At 66.0% G+C, this 22,003-nt stretch carries 23 protein-coding genes; 12 read left to right on the top strand and 11 right to left on the bottom strand.

All coding sequences use genetic code 11. The features are described 5' to 3' along the window. On the bottom strand, nt 1-1,188 hold the full coding sequence (locus E4J89_RS02530) for a CaiB/BaiF CoA-transferase family protein (protein WP_169303902.1): 1,188 nt from the start codon (nt 1,186-1,188) through the stop codon (nt 1-3). 484 nt (nt 1,189-1,672) lie between these two features. Between E4J89_RS02530 and E4J89_RS02525 the strand changes: the two genes are divergently transcribed. The 8 genes from E4J89_RS02525 to E4J89_RS02490 all read left to right on the top strand — a co-directional run bounded on the left by E4J89_RS02525 (nt 1,673) and on the right by E4J89_RS02490 (nt 9,842). Next, the gene (locus tag E4J89_RS02525; protein ID WP_136784496.1) at nt 1,673-3,178 is read left to right on the top strand and encodes an APC family permease; all 1,506 of its coding nucleotides are present in this window, start codon (nt 1,673-1,675) and stop codon (nt 3,176-3,178) included. Between the two features lie 80 nt (nt 3,179-3,258). Continuing rightward, nucleotides 3,259-4,458 carry a cytochrome P450 gene (locus E4J89_RS02520; protein ID WP_136784495.1) on the top strand — a complete coding sequence of 400 codons (1,200 nt, stop codon included), beginning with the start codon at nt 3,259-3,261 and terminating at the stop codon, nt 4,456-4,458. A 60-nt stretch (nt 4,459-4,518) separates the two neighbouring features. Next, entirely contained in the window at nt 4,519-4,710 is a 192-nt protein-coding gene (locus E4J89_RS02515) for a ferredoxin (RefSeq protein ID WP_136784494.1), read from the top strand. 2 nt (nt 4,711-4,712) lie between these two features. Further along, nucleotides 4,713-5,963 carry an FAD/NAD(P)-binding oxidoreductase gene (locus tag E4J89_RS02510; RefSeq protein WP_136784493.1) on the top strand — a complete coding sequence of 417 codons (1,251 nt, stop codon included), beginning with the start codon at nt 4,713-4,715 and terminating at the stop codon, nt 5,961-5,963. Nucleotides 5,964-5,999: 36 nt separating this feature from the next. Continuing rightward, nucleotides 6,000-7,427 carry a glutamine synthetase family protein gene (locus E4J89_RS02505; RefSeq protein ID WP_205754369.1) on the top strand — a complete coding sequence of 476 codons (1,428 nt, stop codon included), beginning with the start codon at nt 6,000-6,002 and terminating at the stop codon, nt 7,425-7,427. Further along, a complete protein-coding gene (locus E4J89_RS02500; protein ID WP_240691639.1) occupies nt 7,424-8,155 on the top strand; it encodes an ABC transporter substrate-binding protein in 732 nt (243 codons plus the stop codon). Before E4J89_RS02505 ends, E4J89_RS02500 begins: the two co-directional genes overlap by 4 nt. After that, complete coding sequence (locus E4J89_RS02495) at nt 8,152-8,889, top strand: gamma-glutamyl-gamma-aminobutyrate hydrolase family protein (protein WP_136784491.1); 738 nt, start codon at nt 8,152-8,154, stop codon at nt 8,887-8,889. Before E4J89_RS02500 ends, E4J89_RS02495 begins: the two co-directional genes overlap by 4 nt. Before the next feature lie 119 nt (nt 8,890-9,008). After that, entirely contained in the window at nt 9,009-9,842 is an 834-nt protein-coding gene (locus E4J89_RS02490) for a gamma-glutamyl-gamma-aminobutyrate hydrolase family protein (RefSeq protein ID WP_136784490.1), read from the top strand. Nucleotides 9,843-9,872: 30 nt separating this feature from the next. Here the strand turns inward: E4J89_RS02490 and E4J89_RS02485 are convergent, their stop codons facing one another. The 3 genes from E4J89_RS02485 to E4J89_RS02475 form a co-directional block, all read right to left on the bottom strand. After that, nucleotides 9,873-10,589, bottom strand: coding sequence for a cache domain-containing protein (locus E4J89_RS02485; RefSeq protein ID WP_136784489.1), 717 nt, complete (start codon nt 10,587-10,589; stop codon nt 9,873-9,875). Next, complete coding sequence (locus tag E4J89_RS02480; RefSeq protein WP_136784488.1) at nt 10,586-11,347, bottom strand: FCD domain-containing protein; 762 nt, start codon at nt 11,345-11,347, stop codon at nt 10,586-10,588. Before E4J89_RS02480 ends, E4J89_RS02485 begins: the two co-directional genes overlap by 4 nt. 244 nt (nt 11,348-11,591) lie before the next feature. Then, nucleotides 11,592-12,215, bottom strand: coding sequence for a LysE family translocator (locus E4J89_RS02475; protein ID WP_136784487.1), 624 nt, complete (start codon nt 12,213-12,215; stop codon nt 11,592-11,594). A 115-nt stretch (nt 12,216-12,330) separates the two neighbouring features. Here E4J89_RS02475 and E4J89_RS02470 point away from each other — a divergent pair, with 115 nt between their 5' ends. Further along, a complete protein-coding gene (locus E4J89_RS02470; protein ID WP_136784486.1) occupies nt 12,331-12,786 on the top strand; it encodes an Lrp/AsnC family transcriptional regulator in 456 nt (151 codons plus the stop codon). A gap of 36 nt (nt 12,787-12,822) precedes the next feature. Here E4J89_RS02470 and E4J89_RS02465 read toward each other — a convergent pair whose 3' ends face one another. The 3 genes from E4J89_RS02465 to E4J89_RS02455 all read right to left on the bottom strand — a co-directional run bounded on the left by E4J89_RS02465 (nt 12,823) and on the right by E4J89_RS02455 (nt 15,581). Continuing rightward, entirely contained in the window at nt 12,823-13,734 is a 912-nt protein-coding gene (locus tag E4J89_RS02465) for a cation diffusion facilitator family transporter (protein WP_136784485.1), read from the bottom strand. Beyond that, nucleotides 13,731-14,108, bottom strand: coding sequence for a metalloregulator ArsR/SmtB family transcription factor (locus tag E4J89_RS02460; RefSeq protein ID WP_136784484.1), 378 nt, complete (start codon nt 14,106-14,108; stop codon nt 13,731-13,733). Before E4J89_RS02460 ends, E4J89_RS02465 begins: the two co-directional genes overlap by 4 nt. Before the next feature lie 135 nt (nt 14,109-14,243). Continuing rightward, on the bottom strand, nt 14,244-15,581 hold the full coding sequence (locus E4J89_RS02455; protein WP_136784483.1) for an MFS transporter: 1,338 nt from the start codon (nt 15,579-15,581) through the stop codon (nt 14,244-14,246). Between the two features lie 72 nt (nt 15,582-15,653). Between E4J89_RS02455 and E4J89_RS02450 the strand changes: the two genes are divergently transcribed. From E4J89_RS02450 to E4J89_RS02440, 3 genes are all read left to right on the top strand, one after another. Beyond that, a complete protein-coding gene (locus tag E4J89_RS02450; RefSeq protein WP_136784482.1) occupies nt 15,654-16,148 on the top strand; it encodes a helix-turn-helix domain-containing protein in 495 nt (164 codons plus the stop codon). 213 nt (nt 16,149-16,361) lie between these two features. Beyond that, nucleotides 16,362-16,892, top strand: a complete 531-nt coding sequence (gene idi, locus E4J89_RS02445; protein WP_136784481.1) for an isopentenyl-diphosphate Delta-isomerase — start codon at nt 16,362-16,364, stop codon at nt 16,890-16,892. 43 nt (nt 16,893-16,935) lie between these two features. After that, nucleotides 16,936-17,316, top strand: coding sequence for a DUF1801 domain-containing protein (locus E4J89_RS02440; RefSeq protein WP_136784480.1), 381 nt, complete (start codon nt 16,936-16,938; stop codon nt 17,314-17,316). A 128-nt stretch (nt 17,317-17,444) separates the two neighbouring features. Here E4J89_RS02440 and E4J89_RS02435 read toward each other — a convergent pair whose 3' ends face one another. The 4 genes from E4J89_RS02435 to E4J89_RS02420 all read right to left on the bottom strand — a co-directional run bounded on the left by E4J89_RS02435 (nt 17,445) and on the right by E4J89_RS02420 (nt 21,983). Further along, nucleotides 17,445-19,760, bottom strand: a complete 2,316-nt coding sequence (locus tag E4J89_RS02435; RefSeq protein ID WP_136784479.1) for a bifunctional diguanylate cyclase/phosphodiesterase — start codon at nt 19,758-19,760, stop codon at nt 17,445-17,447. A gap of 300 nt (nt 19,761-20,060) precedes the next feature. Continuing rightward, complete coding sequence (locus tag E4J89_RS02430; RefSeq protein ID WP_136784478.1) at nt 20,061-20,399, bottom strand: PRC-barrel domain containing protein; 339 nt, start codon at nt 20,397-20,399, stop codon at nt 20,061-20,063. Beyond that, nucleotides 20,386-20,760 carry a hypothetical protein gene (locus E4J89_RS02425; RefSeq protein ID WP_136784477.1) on the bottom strand — a complete coding sequence of 125 codons (375 nt, stop codon included), beginning with the start codon at nt 20,758-20,760 and terminating at the stop codon, nt 20,386-20,388. The genes E4J89_RS02430 and E4J89_RS02425 overlap by 14 nt, the downstream gene beginning before the upstream one ends. Further along, nucleotides 20,757-21,983 (bottom strand): Nramp family divalent metal transporter, encoded by a 1,227-nt coding sequence (locus E4J89_RS02420; protein ID WP_136784582.1) that lies wholly within the window; start codon nt 21,981-21,983, stop codon nt 20,757-20,759. Before E4J89_RS02420 ends, E4J89_RS02425 begins: the two co-directional genes overlap by 4 nt. Between the last annotated feature and the right edge of the window lie 20 nt (nt 21,984-22,003).

The following is a 22,003-nucleotide window of genomic DNA, read 5'->3' as shown; positions in this document are numbered from 1 at the left end:
CTAATCGAGCCTTCGCAGCCACTCCAGCACGGATTCGGTATGTTCGCCCAGCGCAGGAGGGGCGGCCGTGCGCGCTGCAAACGCGGGACTCCACGTGACCGGGTGGCGGACCTGTCGGCCGACAGGCCGTCCGGCGGCATCATGGACTTCGATGGTGGGCGACAGCCCGAGTGACTCGGCGAAGTTGATGCCTTCGTCGATGCTGGCGACCGGACCGGCAGGAACACCCACGCCGGTCAGCTTGTCCTGCCACACCGAGGCGGACGACGAGGAGAGAGCCTGCTCCAACAGCGGAATGAGTTCCGTGCGGTGTTGGACGCGGGCGCTGTTGGTGGCGAAGCGGGCGTCGTCCGCCAACCGGGGCACCCCCAGGACGTTGGCCAGTTGGCGGAACTGCCCGTCGTTGCCGCACGCCACTGCCAGCGGACCGTCGGCGCAGGCCAGCAACTGGTAGGGAACGATCGACGGGTGCTCGTTGCCCATCCGCCGGGGAACCGTGGCTGCACCCAACCAGGCCTGGGCCTGGTTGGCGAGGGCACCCTGCAGGCTGGACAACAGATTGACCTCGAGGCGGCGGCCCTGCCCGGAGACGTCACGGGCGTTGAGTGCCGCGAGGATCCCGATCGTCGCGTCCTTCGCGGTCAGCACGTCGACCAACGCGACACCCGCTTTGTAGGGTGAACCGTCGGCGTCGCCGGTGATGCTCATCAGGCCGCCGACCGCCTGGACAATGAAGTCGTAGCCGGGAAGTGAGGCGCCCTCGGCGGAACCGAAACCGGAGATGGAAGCGTAAACCAGGCCCGGGTTGGCCGTGGCGAGCTCCTCGTACCCGAGCCCCAGCTTGTCCATCCCGCCGGGCTTGAAATTCTCCACCACCACGTCCGCAGCCAGCGCCAGTTTCCTCGCCAGCAGACGGTCCCCGCTCGCGGTCAGGTCCAGGCAGATCGATTCCTTGTTGCGGTTCACACTCTCGAAGTAGGTCGCACCGGTGGCGGAGTACGGCGGACCCCAGCTGCGGGTGTCGTCCCCGGTGCCCGGGCGCTCCACCTTGATGACCCGCGCGCCGAGATCGGCCAGGGTCATCGTGGCCAGCGGGCCGGCCAGCACGCGGGAGAAGTCCGCGACCAGCAGCCCGTCGAGCGGTCTTTCCGCCGGAGCGGGCGCCGAAGCGCTGGATGGATCAGGCACTAGTCGTTCCTCCCTGCAAGCTTGGTGTGCGGTTGAGCTTACGGCAGAGCGGGCAGCCTGGGCAGGGATATTCCATCCGGTACCTTGGCGGTTTCATCCAGCCCTACGCCCTGCGGCTCGCTGGTTCGCGGGCTCTGGAAAGTACCCGCCGTGGCGGGCCTGGTTCCACGGGGAACCCTTTGGCCTGGCAGGTTCCGTGAGCTGCCAGCAAAAGCTGTGCCGCTGAAGCTTTTTCGACGGCGCACGGCTGGTTGGTCGGGCGAAGAGCCCCACGCAGATGCCCGGCCAGCGACTCTGTCAACAGCTGAAGCAGTCAGGCGTCTATAGAGCGGGCCGGAAGCGGGCAGGAAAAAGCCCTTGCCAAATAAAACATTCATTTGTAGGGTTTTTCCGAGATCGACTAGATGTGATCTCAATCACAAGCGGGGGCAGCAGACTCCTGTGCAGCGTCCACCGCACGGACTATCCGTTTTGAAGGAGCGCAATGTCAGCCGAAATGACGAGACCCGCTGGTGGTCCGGGCGTCGATGAAGACGCCGAACACCTTGCCAGCCTTGGTTACTCGTATGAGAAGCAATTCAAGCGCGAAATGACCTTCTGGGGGAATGTCTCCCTCGGGTTCACCTATCTCTCCCCGGTCGTCGGGATCTACTCGCTCTTTGCTGCATCGCTCGGCATGGCCGGACCGCCAATGTTTTGGTCCCTGGTCATCGTTGGCGTCGGGCAGTTGCTGGTCGCCACCGTGTTCGGCGAGATTGTTTCCAATTACCCGGTGGCCGGTGGCGTCTACCCATGGGCCCGCCGCCTCTGGGGCCGCAAATGGGGATGGATGAACGGGTGGATCTACCTCTGCGCGCTGCTGGCAACCATCGCCAGCGTCTCCTACGGGGCCGGGCCGTTCCTCAGCTTGCTCTTGGGGCTGGAAAGCACCGTTGACTCGGTGATTATCTCCGCGCTCGTGGTCATTGCCCTCGCCACCATTTTGAACCTTGGCGGCACCAAGGTGCTGAGCAAGGTGGCGATGCTCGGTCTCTTGGCGGAACTGGGCGGAGCGATCGCCGTCGGTGTTTGGCTGCTGACCACTGCCCGCGAACACGACCTCAGCGTGCTGTTCCAGACCTTCGGGGCCGGAGAAGGCAGCAACTACTTCATCGCCTTCGCCGCGGCCGGCCTCATCGGCATCTACCAGTACTACGGTTTCGAAGCCTGCGGCGACGTGGCCGAAGAGGTGCCGAACCCGGGAGTGCGCATTCCCAAGGCCATGCGGATGACCATTTACATTGGCGGATTCGCGGCGATGTTCGTCTGCCTGTCCCTGATTCTGGCCGTGCCGGACTTCGGCGCCGTGATCTCCGGCGAGGATACCGATCCGATTGGCAACGTGCTGCTCTCGGCCTTCGGACCGGTTGGCTTCAAGGTGGTCCTCGGGATCGTGCTGATCTCCTTCGTGTCCTGCGCCCTGAGCCTGCAGGCAGCATCCTCCCGGCTGGCTTACTCGATGGCCCGCGACGGCATCCTGCCGGGCAGCAAGCTGCTGAGCAAGTTCAGCGAAACGCGCCACGTGCCGCCGTACGCCCTGCTGCTGGCCGGCCTGGTCCCGGCCATCATCGTGGTTGGCTCCAAGGTCTCCGAAGACGCGCTGGTCACGATCATCTCGTTCGCCGCGATGGGCATGTACATGGGCTTCCACATGGTGGTCCTCGCCTCGCTGCGGGCCAAGCTCAAGGGTTGGAAGGCCAACGGTTCCTTCCGGCTCGGCGGCTGGGGGATCCCGATCAACATCGCAGCCCTGACCTGGGGCGTGATCGGCATGGTCAACATGGCATGGCCGCGGACGCCCGAAGCAGGCTGGTTCGTCAACTACCTGGTGCTGATCTCTGCCGTCGGGGTGGTGGTTGTGGGCCTGGTCTACATGGTCTGGAAGAAGCCCTACCTCAAGGGCGACGCGCCTGCGGGAGATGCCATACCTGCCGGGTCGCTTTCCGCCTAGCACCCCAGCGGCCGGCACCCCGGTCCGGGCCTTCCAGCCCAGCAATTCACCGAGAGCAAGACAAGGAAAAGGTTCCAACCATGAGTACGCCCACTGTTGACATTCCGTACCTGAACATTTCGGACCCGTCGTTCGCCATGCAGTCCGAAGAGCTGCGCAACGCACGCGAGGCCAGCTGGTACGCGAGGACCAATTACGGGATCGCCGTGCTGCGGTACGACGAGGTGAGCAAGCTGCTCAAAAGCCCCAAGCTTAAGCAGGGCAGTGCCCAGTGGCCGGCCCACAACGGGGTGCACGGCGGCTTGTTCTACGACTGGTGGACCAAGAATCTGCTGGTGCTGGAAGGCGAGGACCACCACCGCATCCGCCGGCTCCTCAACCCGGCGTTCTCGCCGCGGCTGATCAAGGATCTGGTCCCGCGGTTCCAGGCCCTGGCCAACGAGCTGATCGACGCGTTCATCGACCAGGGCGAGTGCGAGTTCATCCGTGACTTCGCTGAGCCATACGCCACTCGGGTGCTCACCATCCTGTTGGGCATTCCGGAGAGCGAGTGGCCGAAGATCGCGCGGCTGGCTTCCACCGTGGGCCTGGCCCTGGGAGTGACCTTCAAGCGGGATCTGGACAAAGTCGAGGCGGCCGTCGCGGAGCTGTACGAGTATGCCGACGAGCTGATTAAGGACCGGCAGGCCAACCCGGGCGAGGACTTCGTCAGCCGCTTGGTGTTGGCCAGCCGCGACGGCGACCGGCTCAGCGACGAAGAACTGCGCAACGCCCTGGTACTGCTGATCTTCGGCGGCATGGACACCACCCGCAACCAGTTGGGCCTGGCGATGCAGTCCTTCATCCGCAACCCGGAACAGTGGGCACTGCTGGCGGAGCGCCCGGAGCTTGGTGCGAAGGCCGTCGAAGAAGTCATGCGGACCAACCCGACGGTCACGTGGGTCACCCGGGAAGCCGTGGAGGACTTCACATATCAGGACCTCTTCATCGCCCAGGGCACCACGGTGCATCTCTTCACCCAGTCCTCGGGCACCGACCCGCTGGCCTTCCCCAACCCGGAGATGGACTTGCTCGGCGAACACGCACCGCACTACGGCTTCGGCGGCGGTGTGCACCACTGCTTGGGCCACTTCGTTGCGCGAGCAGACATGAGCGAGGCCCTGCCGCTGCTCGCCAGCCGCCTGGCCGACCCGCATCTGATCGGGGGAGACGAATGGCTTCCGGATTCCGGCAATACCGGACCCACCCGCCTGCCGATCGGCTTCACCCCGCGCGGCTGACCCCGCCTTCCACGCACTACAGCTCCCCGCACTACAGCGCCAACAGAAAGCAGGATCCCCATGAAGACCGTTGATGTCGATCGCAGCTTGTGCGACAACCACGGCCAGTGCGCCATCGCCGCTCCGGAAGTATTCCGGATGAACCCGGACGGCGTCCTTGAATACGAGCCGACGTTCGACGACTCGCTCCTGGACGTGGTCGAAGAAGCCATCGACGTCTGCCCTGTCCAAGCGATCTTCCTCAAGGACTGATCGTGGCCCGCAGGATCGCCGTCGTCGGAGCCTCGATGGGAGGTTTGCGAGCCGCAGAACAACTACGTTCGGCGGGCTGGCAGGAGGAGATCACCGTCATCGGCGGGGAGGCCCACCCTCCCTACAACCGGCCGCCGCTCACGAAGGAACTGTTAAAGTCACCCGGCTCGTTCCAGGAAGCGCTGGCGACCGTGACGCTGCGGCAGCGCCGCAGTGCCGCCGACATCGAATGGAAGCTCGGCGCCCCGGTCACCGGCGCGGACCTCACCGCCCGGACCCTGACCCTCTCTACCGGCGAGCAGATCGGCTACGACGGCCTGGTGGTGGCCACCGGGCTGCGGCCGGCACGCGTCCGGGTTCCCGGACCGCTGCACGGCCGGCACGTCATCCGCACCCTGGAGGACGCGCTGGGGCTGCATCGTGACTTGCAGCCTGGCGCCCGGATTGTGGTGGTTGGCGCAGGATTCATCGGCGGCGAGGCAGCGGCCACCGCCACGATGATGGGCTGCCGAGTGACGCTGATCGAGGGGAGCAGCGGGCCGATGCAGCTCACGCTCGGCCGCGAACTCAGCGAGGGCATGCGCAACTTCCTGACCGATCGCGGCATCGAGTGCCTGTCGGGTGAGCGCGTCGCCGCGTTCACCTGGCAGGGCGACGGAACCGACGGGCCGCAGCGCTGCACCGGGGTCCGTTTGACCGGCGGCCGCGAGGTCCCGGCCGACGCCGTGATTGAGGCTGTTGGTTCGAAGCCAAACGTCGAGTGGCTGGCCGGCAACGGCTTGGACCTGACCGACGGGGTGCTCTGCGACGGGCATTTGAGGGTGCTCGGAACGGAACACGTCGTGGCAGTCGGCGACGTGGCCCGCTACCCGGACCGGCGAGCCGGCACCGGACCCCGGCGGGTAGAGCACTGGGCCACCCCGGCCGACACCGCCAAAATCGCGTCGCCGGCACTGGTCGCGGGTCTTAACGGCACCCCTGCGGCAGAACCGGCTGCGCCGCTGCCCTCCTTCTGGACCGACATCTTCGGCATTCGTGTCCAGGGTGTGGGCAGCCCCGCCGTCGCCGACCGAATTGAGGTCTTGGAAGGGGATCCGTCCCGGCCCGCCGAGGGCGTCGCTGTGGCGTACTACCTCGGCGGTCGGCTGATCGGCGCCGTTACCTCCGCCCTGCCCGCGGACCGCCAACTGCATTACCGCAAGCTCGTGACAGACGCCGGCCTGCCCGCCGGCTCCCAACTGGCAGCTGTCTAGACGGCCGCACGGCCACCGACCCGAAAGAAGACAGAGATGACATTGACACCCGTACGGCCCGACCCGGCCGCCGCCGAGATGCTGGCGGCCTTGCACGACCGCGATGCGTTCGCCCGCCACCAAGAACGAAACCTGCGTCCTGAAACGGTCCGCGAACTCGGCCGCAAGATCGAAGAAGCCGGCGTGGAATACGTCTACTACGCGCTGCCGACGATCGGCTCGCGCATGGTGGCGAAGATGGTTCCCGCCAACCACTTCCGCCGCAACTTGGAAAAGGGCATCTGCTTCCACCGCACTGCGTTGTCCGACCTGCAGAACGACCGGTACGGAAACCTGATCGGCGGGGGCATCGAGGCCCGTGAATTTTGGGCACTTCCGGAACCGGACACCTTCGTGGTGCTGCCGTGGGACACGAAAGTGGCGCGGATCTTCTGCACCGCCTACGAGCCCCCGCATCTGCCGGAGGTCGGAGGCCGCCTGATGCCGGTCGACACCCGGTCCCTGCTGATCCGTTCACATGAGGCGTTTACCGCCCGGACCGGCTTCGAGGTCCGTTCCGGCACCGAACCGGAGATGACCTGGGAAGGCCCCGGCCTGGAAGTCGTCAAGAAGCCAGGCACCAGCCCCGCCTACCAGGTGGAGAACCTGGAGCGGATGCGCCCCATCTACAAGCAGCTGGTCACCTACGCCACCGCCATGGGCCTGGACATGATCGAGGGCGACTACGAGGACGATGGCCAGATCGAGTTGAACTGGATGTACGACCGGGTGGAAAAAACCGCCGATCGGTTGGTCACCTACCGGCAGATCTGCAAGCAGGTGGCCCGTGAATTCGGCGTGACCGCCAGCTTCATGCCCAAGCCGTACAACGGGCAGATGGGCAACGGCTGCCACCACAACCTCAGCTTGTGGGACGGTGACACCAACGTCATCGAGGACGCCGGCCGGGTGGAACTGCACGTCTCTCAGACGGCGAAGCACGCCATCGGCGGCCTGCTCGCCCACGCGCCGGGCTCCATGGCCGTGATGGCCTCCACCGTGAACTCATATAAGCGGTTCTGGGATGCCGGCCAGTTCGCGCCAAGCCTGGCCAACTGGGGACTGGACAGCCGCGGCTGCCTGATCCGCATCTCGTCGAACGGCCGGATGGAATACCGCGTGCCGGATGCCGCCGTGAACCCCTACCTGTCCCACACGCTGCTGATCGCGGCCATGCAGGACGGGCTGGACCGCCAGCTGGATCCCGGACTGCCCGACGGCGGCGCCGACGGCCCGGTGGGCGGCCAACTGCCGCTCACCCTGGGCGACGCCATCGACGCGTTCGTCTCCGACACCTACCTCACCGCGGCGCTGCCCGAGGACCTGGTGGCGATCTACACCCAGCTCAAACAGGAAGAATGGGCCCGCTACTGCGGCGCCATTACCGAATGGGACCGCGAGATGTACTGGGAGACCATCCCGTGAGCGGCGTGCAGACATTGACCCCGGGAATCCTGCGGCTGGCCTGCATCGACTCCGAGGCCCCGCCCCTGTTCAGCCGGGCCGATGCCAGCGGCAAGCGCCTCGGATATGAACCCGCGGCGGCCGAACTGGTGGCCTCCGCGATGGGCCTGAACATCGAGTGGGCATGCATGCCCTGGGACGACATGCTCCCGTCGGTGCGAGATCACAAGGTCGACGCCGTCTGGTGCGGCCAAGGCATCATCCCCGAGCGGCAGGCGGTGGTGGACTTCACCGACCCGTACGCCGTGTTCGACGAGACGGTCCTGGTGCGCAAGGGCGATCCGGCCCGTGCTCCGGAAGACCTCTCCGGCTACCGCGTCGGGGCCATCGAAGGCAGCGCCAACATGCGGCTGGCCTCCACATTCCCCGGGATCATTCCGGTGGCCTTCGGCGCCACCGAGGACGTTTTCGGCGACATGCTCGCGGCGCTGCGGAACGGCGAGGTGGACGCGATGATCGACGACGACGTCGTCACCGTTCCGCTGGGGGAGGACCCTGCCTACGATGTGGCCTTCACCGCCCGGACCGGCAACCACTGGGGAATCGGCGTGGCGAAGGACAACCCACAGCTGCTGGCCGGGCTCAACAGCGCGCTGGCCGCAGTGATCTCGGACGGCCGGCTGGCGGCCGTCTGGGCCGAGTGGATGCCGCACCTGCCGTTCCCCTTGACCACCGAGGTCCGGGCGTGACGCGTCCTCTGATCGGGGTGCCGGGCATGTGGTCAACCTCGGTCCACGGCCTGCGCTACGACGGCGTCGCGGTTGCCGCCGCGGTGCTCCGCTGTATCGTCCGGGCCGGGGGCGAACCGGTGATCATGTTTCCGGGAACCGGTGATTCCCCGTCGGAACAGCTCGCCCGGCTGGACGGTGTGGTGCTGCCGGGCGGGGCCGACGTGGCGCCGTCGCTGTACGGAGCGGAGCCGGACGAGCACCACTGGCCCACCGACTACGAGGGCCAGGACGCGTACGAGGCCGGGATCATCGAAGGCTGCATCGCCGCAGGCGTTCCGGTGCTGGCCATCTGCCGCGGTCTGCAGCTGCTGAACGTCGGCCGCGGCGGCACGCTGATCCAGCACCTCGGCCCCGGGGACGTGCAGCACAAGGGTGCCATCCATCCGGTTGGAGTCGCCGCAGGCTCGCTGCTGGCCGAGGTCGTCGGCAGCGAGACCGTGGACGTCTCCTCCTATCACCATCAGGCCGTCGGCGTGTTGGGCGAAGGGCTGACCGTCACCGCGACGGCCGCGGACGGTGTGGTGGAAGCGGTGGAAGTACCGGGAGCGCCGCTACTGGCGATCCAGTGGCACCCGGAGGACACCGCGGAGACCAATGCCAGCGACCACGCCCTGTTCCAGTGGGTGGTGCAGGCGGCTGCTCGGCGCCGTTCCGTCACCGAGGGCGGTCTGGCCGGGGCAGGTGCGCGGTGAGCGGCCGGCCGGGACCCTCCCGCAGTGTCGGCTCCGCCGCCCGTTTGCAGCCTGCCCCGCACGCTCCGCGTGCGGGGACCCCTGGCGGCTCACTTGCTGGGCCCTCGCGTCCCGCCCCGATGCGGGTAGAGCCGGCGCGCGTGCTGCCTGCCGGTTTTGCCGACCTGCCGACGGATGCGGCGCGCATCGCCGTCGTTGTGTCCCTGACCTTTCCCGGGATGACGGACCAAACGCTGGAACTGATGGAGCGCTTTACCCGGACGGCCCTTGAGACCCTGTTGGCCGCGGGTGCCCGCGCGGTGCTCGTGGACAGCGCGGCCGCCGAGCTACTGCCGGCAGCCGAACTGGACGCCTTCGACGGCGTGCTGTTCCTGGGCGGTGGCGACGTGGACGGTGCACTGTACGGGCACCATGATCCGGTGCCACACTCCTACGGCGTGGACCGCCGCGCCGACGAATACTGCCTGGAGCTGATCCGAGGAGTGCTGGAGCGGGACCAACCGTTGCTGGCCATCTGCCGCGGTTCGCAAATGCTGAACGTCGCCTGCGGCGGGACCCTGATTGCGGATCTGGACCCGTGGCACCTGCACCGCGGCGGGCCGGATGAGCCGATGTTCCTGGACGAGACCATTCGATTGCTTCCCGGTTCCAAGGTCGCCGCGATCATGGGCAGCGAACGCATTACCGTGCGCTCGGGCCATCATCAGGCCGTCGCAACGGTGGGTCCAGAACTCATCACGACGGCGGTGGCCGATGACGGTGTTGTCGAGGGCACCGAGCATCCAGGCAAAACCTGGGTGGTCGGCGTGCAATGGCACCCGGAGGATTCTGACGGGAACGAGGCCGACCGGATGGCTTTGTTTGCGGAGTTCGTCCGCTCAAGCCGAAAGGAACAGGGCCGGAAGGGAGGTATCAACGACACGGTGCGACTGACTGGCAGCGTACATGCCTGACGCGCTGCTCGGCGCTACTCCGTGTGGGCGCTACTCCGTGGGGCAGATCAACCGCAGGTTCAGGTTCGGCACGTCCAGCGGCAGGAAGGTGAAACCTTCCGGATCGGACTTGATCCGTTCGCCCACGATAAAGCGTCCCGAATTGCCCAGGATCACGCGGTTCTGGTCGTTCAAGATGGCGGCATCGCCCGGGATCCGTCGGACGATGGGGATCAACTTGTTCTCCAGGTCCCGGATCCGGATGTCGCAGCCGGTGACGCCGATGAACGAGCCATGGACGTAGGTGGGAACGGCGCAGGTGACGATGTATTCATCGAAACCCAGGTAGTCCACATACGGGCCGGCGATCGATTGCTGTCCGGTTTTCGCCGCTATGGAGAACCAAGGGAGCTTTTCGTAATCGTAGAATCGGTCTCCTTCCGGGGCTAAATCAAAACCGAATTTTTCGATCTGGTCGAAATCATTCCGGATCCACCATTCCAGAACCCCTTCGGCATCCTTGATGGCGGAGAGCGAGAATATTTCGCCGGCGCCCACGGCAGTGTCGTGGGAATTCAGGAATGCTTCGGCCATTTCGCGGATTCCGACAATGTTGGTGGGGGATATTTTGCTGCCTGGGGAAATTCTTTCCTCGAGCTGCTTTTTCACCTCTCGGGATGAGGCATGAAGGTCGCTGTACAGCCCGTTGAGCCACGCCTCGATGGCGGCGGCACCGGCGGCGGCAGGTGAAGTTGCTGGCGCGGTCATGAAATCTCCTGTTCTTCGCCGGCATGCGTGAGGGTCAGCTTCGTGTCGATCAGGTGGTAAGTGTTGCGGCGGATGTGTTCCAAGACCAAGCGCTGCGCCCGTTCAGGGTCGTCCTCCCGCACGGCGGCCACGATGTCCAAGTGCTCACGTGCCGCGAGTTGCTCGTCGAATACACCTGCCAGCGGGGTCCACAGCAGTTGTCCGACTTCGGCTTGCAGCCGGATTTCCTGACTGGTGAGCCGGGGCGATTGGGCTACCACCGCGAGTTCGATGTGGAATCGACTGTCGGCCCTCGCTTGGGTCTCCGGCGTCGTGGCTTGCTCCAGTCCGCGGGCAAGCCGCTCCAGCCGGTCCAGGTCCTTGGGGTCCGCCCGGTCGCAGGCCAGGCGGGCGGCGGCAGCAGCCACCGCTGTCTGCTCGTCACCCAGATCGCGAAGGTCGGCAATGGACGTCTCGCGTAAGTACTGGCGCAGGTTTTCTTCCTGGGTGGCCGGAAATTTGACTACGAACGTGCCGCCGTTTCGGCCCCGTCTGGTCTCGACAACGCCCTGGTCCCGCAGGGCAGCCAGGGCATCCCGAAGGGTGGCACCGGCTACCCCGAACATCTCGGAGAGTTCGGCCTCAACCGGGAGCCGCTCGCCAACCCGAAGCATGCCCAGCGAGATGGCCGTAGAGATCCGGCGGACGATGGCTTCCGAACGTTCCATCTCGGGCAGCGATCGATAGATCTGGGACTGCAGCGCCAGCGGTGAAGCCACGAGTTGCTCTCCTAAAGATCCGCGCAAGGTAGCAGGTTATGCGTGTGTTCTCGATCACGGATATTCTACCCTGCCGACTGTGCAAGGCCATCAATCTTATGCGTGCCTTAATGTTCAGGGGTGGTCCGGGGCAGGAAAGCAGAATGCTGATCAGGGACTGGGAATCCACAATCTTTTTTGCCGCTGGCTGGCCTTTAGTCCCGTAAACGTAGGAGGGAATATTCGAAACTCCGCCAGAGACCCTTTAGAGCAGTTCGGCTGCCTTCTCCACCAAGATGCCCAGCCCGATCAGGACCATGATCACGCCGGAGGCGCGGGTCACGATGGCGCTGGCGCGTGGCTGGGAGCGCAGGATGCGTCGGGCCAGCAGGGCGACCGCAAAGTAGATGTAGAGGCAGTTGACCACATGCAGTCCGCCCAGGACCAGCATCTGTGCTGCGGATGGCCAGCCGGTGGGCGAGGTGAACTGCGGCAGCAGCGCCAGCAGCAGGAGGAGCCCCTTGGGGTTGATCCCGCTCACTCCGGCGCCGCGGAAGAACTGGGCGGCCGCTGCGCTGTCCAGTGGCGCCTCGCTCGCTGTGGCGGCTCCGGGTTTGCTGGTCAGGGTGTTCACGCCCAGGTAGATCAGGTAGGCGGAGCCGACGATGGTCAGCACAGTCAGAGCCATGGGATACTCCGTGACCAGTGCTCCCACGCCGACGGCGACGACGCAGACCACGATCAAGTAGCCGAATGCCATTCCCAAGACCGATGGGATCACCGAGGGTGCCCGCAAGCCCGCGCCGATGGCGTACGCCCAGTCCGCTCCCGGGGTGAGGGCCAGCAGCAGCGCCACCACCCAGAACTGGACCAGCAGCGACACATCCATGGAGCTTCTTCTTTCCCGCAATCTTTCCCAACAGCCGTAAATGCTACGCGGAAAGGGCTGAAATGTTCTACGCTTCTTCTGCTAAACCGCCGTTCTTCGTGCAATAATTACCGCGGTGGATGCATTAAGCCGGGAGATTCTTTCACTGCTCCAAGAGGACGGGCGGATGAGTGCCACCGACCTCGCCCATCGGGTGGGGCTCAGCCTCTCCTCGTGCCACCGCAGACTGAAGGATCTCGAACAGTCTGGAGCGATCGAACGCTACCGCGCCGTCGTTTCCCCGGAAGCCGTCGGACTGCACTTCGAGGCGATTCTCTTCGTGACTTTAGGGCGGACCGATCTGGAGACCATCGGCGCGTTTGAGGCAGCCGTCACTGCAGTGCCGAACGTCGTCGATGCCCAACGGTTGTTCGGCGAGATCGATTACATGCTGAGGGTTCTGACCCGCGATCTGGCCGCCTACCAGGAGTTGTACGACACCGCGCTCGGTGGCCTGCCCGGCGTCCAGCGGCTTACGTCAACCATGGTGATGAAACGCTTCGGCCCGATCGGGACAGTGCCCATCCCGTAGCGGGCTGTCGCCTGACCTGCGTGGCACCCGCGGGCTTCAGTCGTGGCCCGGGTGCTCGTGTTCCAGATGTCCGGCAGGCTCCAGTTGGAAGGTGGAGTGCTCCACGCTGACCACGAAATGTTCCGCCACGCATTGCTGGAGTTGGTCCAACACCTGCGGAGCATGGCCGTCAACGAAGCAGGAATCCTCGATCACAACATGCGCGCTGAGCACCGGAACGTTGGAGGAGATCCGCGAGGCGTGCAGGTCGTGCACTGCCAACACGTGCGGGACTTCCAGAATGTGCTGGCGGACGTCCTCCAAATCCAGGCCCTTGGGTACGGTTTCCAGCAGAATGCTGCCGGCTTCCCGCAGGATCTTGATGGTCCGAGGCACAATCAGGATGGCGATCAGCATGGCCGCCAGCGCATCCGCTTGGGTCCATCCGGTGGTGGCAATGACGACGGCGCTGACGATCACGGCCACCGAGCCGAGCGCATCATTGACCACTTCGAGGAATGCGGCCCGCAGGTTGAGATTGGCATTGCGGCCGGCGCTGAGCACCAGCATGGACGCGATGTTGCCCAGCAGGCCGATGATGCCGAAAACCAGCAGGCCGTCCGCGTTGACTTCCGGCGGGGTGAACAGGCGCTGGACGCCTTCGACCAACGCGTAGATTCCCACGGCCAGCAGGATCGCGGCCTGTGCCCCCGCGGCCAAGACTTCCATACGGAGGTAGCCCCACGTTCGCCGTGGCGTGTGCGGCCGGACCATGAGCGATGCGGCCATCAGCGCGATCAGGAGGCCGCCGGCGTCGGTCAGCATGTGTCCGGCGTCCACGAGCAGGGCAAGGCTGCCGGTGAGGAAAGCGCCGATCACTTCGGCCAACAGGATGGACGCCGTGATGGCGAAGGCTATTGCCAGCCGGCCGCGGTGGGTCGGTCCGGCATGGTGGTGATGACCGCTCATGCAGACGCCTCCGCCCCGGAGCGGCTTCCAGCAACGGTGGGGCACAGTTCGACGGCGTAGCCCGTCGCTTCCAGCAAGCGCTCGGCGGCAGCAAGGGCGGCCAGTAGTTCGGGCTCGGTGGTGAGCGAGTACAACGAAGCCCTTCCCACCGGGCGCGAGGTCACCAGGCCGCAGTCGCTCAGGCAGGCCAGGTGCGCGCTGACCGTTGACTGCGCCAGGCCCAAGTGTTCGGTCAGATCGCGGACTTTGTGCTCGCCGGTTGTCAGGTGCTGCAGGATGGTCAGCCGCGTGGGATCTGAAAGGCTGTGGAACAGCGCAGCAGCTGGCGCCAGGTCACCGGTGCGGTCGGCTGCACGTTCTCGTTGCATCGTCATGCGACGATGATATCGGTTTCTGGGAATAGTTCCACTTGCCGGCCACAGGTGGTTCGGGGTCGGGGCGTCGATGCTTCCGGCCAGAGGCGTGACGGTCCGCCGAACAGGCTAACCGGGCGTCCTCGGGGCCAGTTTTTACCGCCGCCCCTCTGGGGCCGCTTCCTTTTCGCCAACGGCCACGGCCGCCATCCGTGTGTTCGCGCGGGTGCGCTTGACGACGATGGACAGTATGGCAGCCAGGATGCACATGGCTGCGCCGCCCCACCATGCGTAGGTGTAGGTGCCGAAGACGTCACGGATCACGCCTGCTCCCAGCGCCGCGGCCGCTGCGCCGATCTGGTGTGAGGCGAAAACCCAGCCGAACACGATGGTGCCGCGGTCACCGAAGATCTCGCGGCACAGCGCGGCGGTCGGTGGGACCGTCGCGACCCAGTCGAGACCGTAGACCACAATGAACAGGATCATGCTGGGGTGCACCGTCTCCGCTAAGAGCCAGGGGAGCATCAGCAGGCCGGCGCCACGGAACACGTAGTAGGCCACGAGGAGTTTGCGAGGGTCGAACTTGTCCGTGAGCCAGCCGGAGGCGACGGTTCCGGCTATGTCGAAGATGCCGACGACGGCCAGCAGGCCGGCCGCGGTGGTGGTGGGCATGCCGTGGTCGTGTGCCGAGGGGATGAAGTGGATGCCGATCAGCCCGTTCGTCGTCGCGCCGCAAATCGCGAACGCAATCGCCAGTGCCCAAAACGACCGTTGCCGCGCCGCATAGGCGAGGCCCTCGAACGCCCGGCGGGCCGCGCCGCCGACGGCACGTGCCCCAGGAGCATAGGATGCGGCTTCGGCACCGTAGGGAAGGGCGCCGCGGTCTTCGGGGTAATCGCGCAACACCAAGCAGACGGCAGGGACAGCTATGAGTGCTGCGGCTGCAACCACAAGGGAAGCCTGGCGCCACCCCACTTCTTCGGCGACGGCGGCAACCGGTGGCAGGAAGACGAGTTGCCCGGTCGCGGAGCCCGCGGTCAGGATGCCCATGACCAGGCCGCGGCGCCGGACGAACCATCGGTTGGCGATGGTCGCGGCGAAGACCAACGCCATCGAACCGGTGCCCAGGCCGATCAGCAACCCCCAAAAGACCAGCAGTTGCCACGAAGCAGTCATAAATACGCTGCCACCTGCACCCAGGGCCACCATGGCCAGCGCCGTCGCCACGACGCGGCGGACACCGAACCGGTCCATCAGCGCGGCAGCGAACGGAGCAGTCAACCCGTACAGCAGGAGGTTCACGCTGACCGCGAGCGACATGACGCTTGTCGACCAGCCGAATTCGTGGTGCAGCGGCATCATCAGTGCACCTGGCGCAGCCCGGAATCCGGCGGCACTGAGGAGCGCGAGGAAGGCGACCGCGGCGACCCACCATGCCGGATGGATGCGAAAGCGCTTGGGCGGGTGGGATGGGCCAGACAAGGGGCGCGCCATGAGCTGACTTTCTTGAAGGAAGCTATACTGTCAGCAGCAGTGTAGCCGACGAATCGACGGGAAGGGAACGATATGCCGCTTCGATCCGACTGGTCTGCGGAGCTGTGCCCGATCCGGCGCTCACTCGACGTGCTGGGCGATCCGTGGGTCCTGCTGATCGTTCGCGACGTCCTTCACGGGCGCGGACGGTTCGACTGGCTACGCGAAAACCTGCGCGTCTCCGAGGCCGTGCTCAGTCGTCGGCTCCACTCGATGGTGGAAGCTGGGCTTTTGGTCCGCGTTGACTACCGCGACGGAGGCCGGGCCCGCCAAGGGTACGCCGCCACCGAAGCCGCGGCAGAACTGCTGCCGGTGCTGCAGCAGCTCGCCCTCTGGGGCGAGCGGCATACCGATATGCCTGCCGGCGGGGGACACATGACCATGATTCACGAGGCCTGCGGCAACGAGACCACCCAGGGCGAAACGTGTAGCGCCTGCGGCGGAGTCCTGGTCACGGAAGAGATGGTTTGGGTGAAGCCCTGGAAGAACACCCGGGACAAGCTTCAACCAGCTGGCGTACTCATGTGAACTTAACGGGGTGGACTGATCTGAACGATGCACCTCGGTGAAGCTTCGAGAGCCAGCGTCCGTCGGCACGATGTTGCGGTGGAAGTACTTCAGGTGCGGCTGGAGGCGGTCCACCGACTTCGGGTCCGTTCGTAGCCCCCGTACGATGGGGGACATGACGACGAATGACCGCTGTGCGCGCTTGGGGCAGCGGCCCGGATCCGGCGGGCGACGATGACGGCACAGGAAACCGAACAGGTAGTGCTGCTGGACGAGAAGCTGAAGCCGTCCGGCGTGGCCGACAAGGCCGCAATCCACACAGGCGAGACGCCACTGCACTTGGCGTTCTCCTGCCACATTTCCGACGCCGAAGGCCGCGTGTTGGTCACCCGGCGCGCGTTGAACAAATTAACCTGGCCGGGCGTCTGGACCAATTCCGCCTGCGGGCATCCGGCGCCGGGGGAGGAGATGGCCGACGCCGTGAGGCGCCGCGTGCGCTATGAGCTGGGGCTGGAACTCGAGGACCTGAAGCTGGTGTTGCCCGACTTCCGCTACCGGGCTGTGGACGCTTCCGGAGTGGTCGAGAACGAGTTCTGCCCGGTCTACACCGCGCTGGCAGTAGGGGAACCCGACCCGAGGGATGACGAAGTGGCCGAGTACCGCTGGGTGCTGCCGTCGGACCTGCAGACAGCCGCCACCGCTGCCCCTTGGGCGTTCAGCCCATGGATCGTGCTGCAACTACAGGCCTTGGAGCAGTTGCAGTAGCTTCGTTGTCGGAGAAACCACCAGCCACTAGAGGAGCCGTGTGATGGCAGCTGAATCCAAAGCCACCGAGAAACAGAAGCAAAAGGCAGCCGCCGACGAGGCCGCAGTGCTGTCAAAGATCGCGGAGATGCCGATGCCGGACCGCGACATGGCGGAGCGGCTGCACAAGATCGTGACCACTGCAGCGCCGGAGCTGCTGCCTAAGCTGTGGTACGGCCAGCCCGCCTACGCCAAGTCCGGGAAAGTCGTGTGTTTCTTCCGCAGCGGGCAGGGGGACAAAGTGCGCTACTCGACCTTCGGCTTCAACGAGGACGCGAACCTCGATGAGAATGACGGGATGTGGCCGACGTCGTACGCGCTGTCGCAGCTCAGCGAAGCCGGGGAAGCCAGGATCGCCGAACTCGTCAAGCAAGCGGCGAGCTGAGCCGGGCTCCGCCGTCGTCGGTCGACACGGCGGGATGGACACGCCAGCCGGCTGAGCCGAGCCCCGCCGTCGTCAGTCAACCATGGCGGGATGGAGACGCCAGCCGACTGAGCCGAGCTCCGCCGTCGTTAGTCAACCATGGCGGGGTGGGACTGCCTGACCGACTCCGGACGCGCAGCCTTGCCGGACGTTTCCAAGCGGGCGATGAGCTCATCCGGCCACATGGGACGGCCGAAGTAGAAGCCCTGTACGTTCAGGTCCGGGCAGCCGGCCAGCCACTCCACGGCCTCCGCCGTCTCGATGCCTTCAATCACCACATCCGCCTTCAGCGCCGTAAACATGGCGATCAGGTGGCTCACCACGATGTTCCGGGCGCTGCCATCGTCGCCGCTGACCAGGGCTCGGTCCACCTTGACGATGTCGAAGGCAAACTCGGTCAGCGAGTTCATCGACGAGTACCCGGAGCCGAAGTCGTCCACGGCGATCCTGAAGCCCTCGCTGCGCAGCTGCGCCAGCATGATCCGGCACTCCTCGGTCATGGTGTCCAGGGAGTTTTCGGTCAGCTCGATGATGATATTCAGGTCTGGCCCTTCGGCCCGCATCCGGCGCAGCCGGTCCACCACGGTAGAGCCGGGGACGAGCTGGCCCAATTCCACGTTGACGGAGATGGAGCGGAGGTCGCTGATCTCGCATACCCGGGCCATCGCAGCGGCCGCGCCGTCGATCACCTGGATGGTCAGCTCGTTGAGCAGGCCCAGCCGGTTCGCCTCCTCCACCAGCTGGTCCGCCGGAATGTTGCCCAGTTCCTCGTCTTCGTAGCGCGCCAGCGTCTCAAAGCCCACGATCGCATCCAGATCCAGTGCAATGATCGGCTGCAGCGCCACCCGCAGTCGGTGCCGGCGGATGCCGCGCTCCACTGCTGCGGCCAGGCTGGTTTCGAAACCGGACCCCGCGCGCTCGGACTCGCGCAGCCGCTGCTGCAGCCGCTTGGCACCGTACATGCAGGCATCGGCGCTGCGCAGCAACTCCTCGATGTCCTTCGCCGGACTGCCGGAGTAGGCCACGCCGAGGCTGGCCTGGACCTGCAGCGTGCTGCCGCGGGCGGGGAGTGGCCGGGCGATCGCGGCCGCAATGCGCTCCGCGGCGGCGCGGGCGTCCGCCTCGGTGCCCACGTCGCGGAGCACGACGACGAATTCATCGCCGCCGATGCGCGCGGCCACGTCCTCCTGACGGATTTCCGAGCGGATGCGCTGCGCGGTGGCGGTCAGCAGCAGGTCGCCGACGTCGTGGCCGTGCTGGTCGTTGACGGACTTGAACTCGTCCAGATCGAGATAGACGACGGCGATGGCCTCGCCGGGGCGGCGGCCGGTATTGATCTCGGCCAGCCGGTGCCAGAGCGTGCGGCGGTTTCCCAGCCCGGTCAGCGCATCCGTGTCCGCCTGCAGCCGCAGCTCGTGCACCAGCTCATCGTGGCGGACCATGATGCTGCCTACGTGCGCCAGGGCGTCGAGGACCTGTTCGTCTTCTTCGGTGAACTGGGCCCCGCCGTTCCGGGAGGCCACCAGGTACTTGTCGCCGTCGTCCCAGCGGCGCATCCGGACGCCGATCTCCTTGTCCATCGGAGCCTCGGACTGCAGGGCCACTTTGTCAGCGCGCACCGAGGCGCTGGCGGCGGCGAGCAGGGTCTTGTCCAGCCCATCCGGGTTCCACGGTAACTCCAGCGAGGCGTCCACCAAGCCGGTGAGTCGGCGGCGCAGGTCGCGGTTGCGCAGCCAGCCGGTGACCGCCAGCGCCAGGACAGAAGCGAAGACCAGGAAGAACGCCTGGACGCCGTCGCGGTGGAACTGCTGCGCGGCATGCTGCCCGGCCACGCACAGTACAAGGTTGATGACCAGCGTGCCGAGCGCCGACGGCCAGCCGATGCCGTTGCGGAACGTGCTGCGCCGTTTCGACGACGTGGCGAAGGCTCCCTCGACCGCAATCGCCGTGAGGAAGAAGGCCAGCCAAGCAGCCAGCAAGGAGACCGGCCAGATGAAGCCGGCCGCTTGGGCATTCTGGAAGACCGCCACCAGGATGGCGGCGGCGAGCAGGCGGCTGATGAACCAGTACAGGTCGGCCCAGCGGAAACGCCGGAACACCACCCGGGTGGCGAGCAGCCCGACACCCACTACCGCGACCGTGTGGTGCAGCGGGGCGGTGAGGTCGTTGCAGACAATGACCATGGCGGTCATCGCCGCGGTGGTCTGGCGCCGCATCAGTGGCGTATCCACGCGCAGGTGCCAGGCCAGGACCAGGACCAGCACGGAAATAACCGACACCAGTCCCAGGCGCGGCGGCGAGACGAGTGAGGCGGTAACAACCTGCGCTAGTACCAGCAGTCCCGCAGCCGAAATACCGGCGATAGCAGCCCACGACAATGCGGCCGCCGCTTTCGCGGCCGTCATGATGCTGCCGGCATGCCCGTTCCCCCACTTCAGCCGTCTGATGTTTTCGTTTCACCAATGGTAGCTGCGACACACATGCGATCCGCGCTGACTCTCCGCGTGGCGCCAGTGATCGACCAAGGCCTTCGGCGATCGACCAAGGCCGCTTGCGGCCGCGTGGAGATCCGGCCGCTCGAGATGCCGCCGCGAGCGCATCTGGTCTCCGCGTGCTCGCTGGCGCTCGCGTGGTCGACCACCGGATGCTCGCGTGGTCGACCACCGGAGGTCCTGGCGCTCGCGTGGTCGACCACCGGAGGCGGCCTAACCCAGCCGGATGTCGTGGCGGGTGAATCCCGCACGGAGGTGCACGCCGTCGTCGTCAATGCTGTGCAGGTCCTCCCACAGCACCAGGAACGACCCGCGATGCCGCCATCGCTCCAGCTTCGCGATGGGCCAAGGCGCGTTGAGGTCCCGCCGTTCGTAGCCCAGGTAGGAGCCACGCGAATGGGGGCTGACCAACAGGCCCACCAGCCGGGCCTGCGCCAGCGAAGCCTCCGCTTCCGGCCGTCCGTCCAGCGCGAATCTGCCGTCAATCACCCGACCCAGCCGGACGCCGGCGTCGTCGAACACCTTCGCGGTCAGCAGGTCACTCAGGATCATGGCGCCCTCCCGGAATCCGGCCAATGATCCGATTCCGCACCCAGCGTTCGGTCCAGAGCACATCCAGTTGATCGCCGCGGATGTTCAGGCGCAGCGCGGTGCCCAACTCCGCGACGTGCCGCCAGCGGATCCGGTTCAGCCGGGAGGACGGCGGACGGCCGCCGAACATGCGCGTACCCAGCACCGAGCCGGCCAGCAGGTTGGTGATCACCGGCGCGGGAGTGCCCGGCGGAATGCGGCCGGACGGGATGTCGGAAAGTTCAACGTCGTCCACCACGGTCACCGGCATCTTGTCCACGTCCAGAACCTGCCGGTCCAGCAGGTGCATGACGGCGTCGAACATCTTGCCGGCCGAAGTCATGCTCCCGCTCCTGACAGCAGCATCAGCGGAATGGCGGCAAGGGCGGCCAACAAGATGATGACCATGAAGACGAGGGCGGTGAAGTTCAGCAGCCGCCCGTTGACATGCCGGCCCATGTAGTCGGGGTCGTTGGCCACGATCAGGATGGGGATGTAGGTCAGCGGCAGCGCGACCGCCGAGAACACCACGGAGTACTCGGTGACTTTGATCGGGTCCACCCCGGTGGCCAGCACGCCCATGCCCACCAGCAGGCACAGGATCATCACCAGGTGGAACCGCGCCGCGCGGACCGGACGCCGGAACTTTCCCCAGGACCAGCCGAAGAACTGCGAGAGCGTATAGCCGCTGGAGAGTGTGGTTTCCAGCGCCGCGCCGAAGGTCGCCGCCAGCACGCCCACGATCACGAACGCCAGCGCCAGTTTGCCGCCAGCCTCGGCCACCGGCAGCACCACCTGGGACAGCGAGGTGACGCCGATTCCGGCCGGCAACAGCACGACGGCGGCGCACGCGGCGATGGCGACGGACAAGAACCCGCCCAGCGGGAAGCCCACCAGCACGTTCAGCCTGGACTGCGACAGGTCCTTCACCGTCCACTTCTCCTCCACCGCGCCGGAGGAGAAGAAGAACACCTCGTACGGCGTCATCGCGGCGCCGAACAGTGCCACGGCGTAGTACCAGTACGTGGCCGGTGCCTCGCCTTCCGGAACCGCCGGCCGCGTGGCCTGGTTAAACAAGTGGTTCCAGTCCGGGTTCAGCAGGAACAGGCACACCGCGAACACAATCAGCGTCAGGCCCAGCAGGCCCGTCACGTTCTCCAGGATCTTGAACTTCACTCGCCACACCACCAGCCAGACGGCAAAACCGGCCACCGGCACCCACGCCAGGTAGTGCACGCTGCTGGCCAGTTGCAGTGCCAAGGCAACGCCGCCGACCTCCGCTGTGAGCGTCATCAGGTTAATGAAGAACGACGCCAGCAGGTTGAGCAGGGACGCCCGCGGCCCCAATCGCTCGCGGATGATCTCGAAGGTGGCCCGCCCGCTCACCGCCGCCACCCGGCCGGAGATCTGCGCGAAAATGCAGATGCCCACCACGCCCAACACCGTCACCCAGACCAGGCTGAGCCCAAAGCGGGACCCGACGACGGCGTTGGTCACCAGATCGCCGATGTCCACAAATCCGCCAATGGCGGTCAGGATGCCCAGCGCCACCCCGAGGATGCTCAGGTTGGCGGACGACTTGCCGG

This window comes from Arthrobacter sp. CAU 1506 (genome assembly GCF_005047635.1).
GTDB lineage: Bacteria > Actinomycetota > Actinomycetes > Actinomycetales > Micrococcaceae > Crystallibacter.
This window is presented reverse-complemented; position numbering and strand designations above follow the sequence as displayed.